This window comes from Brumimicrobium mesophilum (assembly GCF_003025005.1).
Classification (GTDB): Bacteria; Bacteroidota; Bacteroidia; order Flavobacteriales_D; family Crocinitomicaceae; genus Brumimicrobium; species Brumimicrobium mesophilum.
Genome location: NZ_PVSS01000074.1, coordinates 1 through 548 on the forward strand (window position 1 = coordinate 1; position 548 = coordinate 548).

Consider the following 548-nt stretch of genomic DNA (forward strand, 5'->3'; position numbering starts at 1 on the left):
ATTGTTTTTTCTAAGTTCTCCTTGCAGCATTATGTGATTACTCTTAATCCAAATTTTGAAGCAGAATACATTGAACCTGTTGGATAGTCTTTGAAGAGGGCATTTGAGGCGATGTCAATGATGCTAGTTTAATTAATCTGCTAATATTTTTTACAAATAAATTATCTCTTCAACTTTAATGACAGGCTTTAATTTATATTGACCATTTCCAGTTTCTATAATGGAACTACCAGCGTCAAAATCCAAAGTAAGAACCATAGTTTGGTTGGCCATAACTTCAGAATTTACATTTATTTTAATTCCTGTTTTATCTTGGCTTGAAAGCTCTAATGGATATTGGGTTGTAGTTAAACTGTCTTGTTCAACAGCATAATTTCCATCGCCAAGAATCAGTCTTAATTGATTTATCTTTCCAGTAGGTATAGCTGTAGGGTCAGTGAGGACATCAGTTACACCATTTTGTAATTGTAATAAATCATAAAAGCCAGTGTTGGCATCTAATTGAACCCAGTCCCCAGCGTAATGCGCCCAAACTTCAGTAATGTTTA

General features: G+C 33.9%; 1 protein-coding gene. It reads right to left on the reverse strand.

Features of this window, described 5'->3' with window-relative positions; all coding sequences use genetic code 11:
* Positions 1-150 precede the first annotated feature (150 nt).
* Positions 151-548 (reverse strand): DUF4382 domain-containing protein (locus C6368_RS17100; RefSeq protein ID WP_159038680.1); only part of this gene is annotated, 398 nt, incomplete at its 5' end.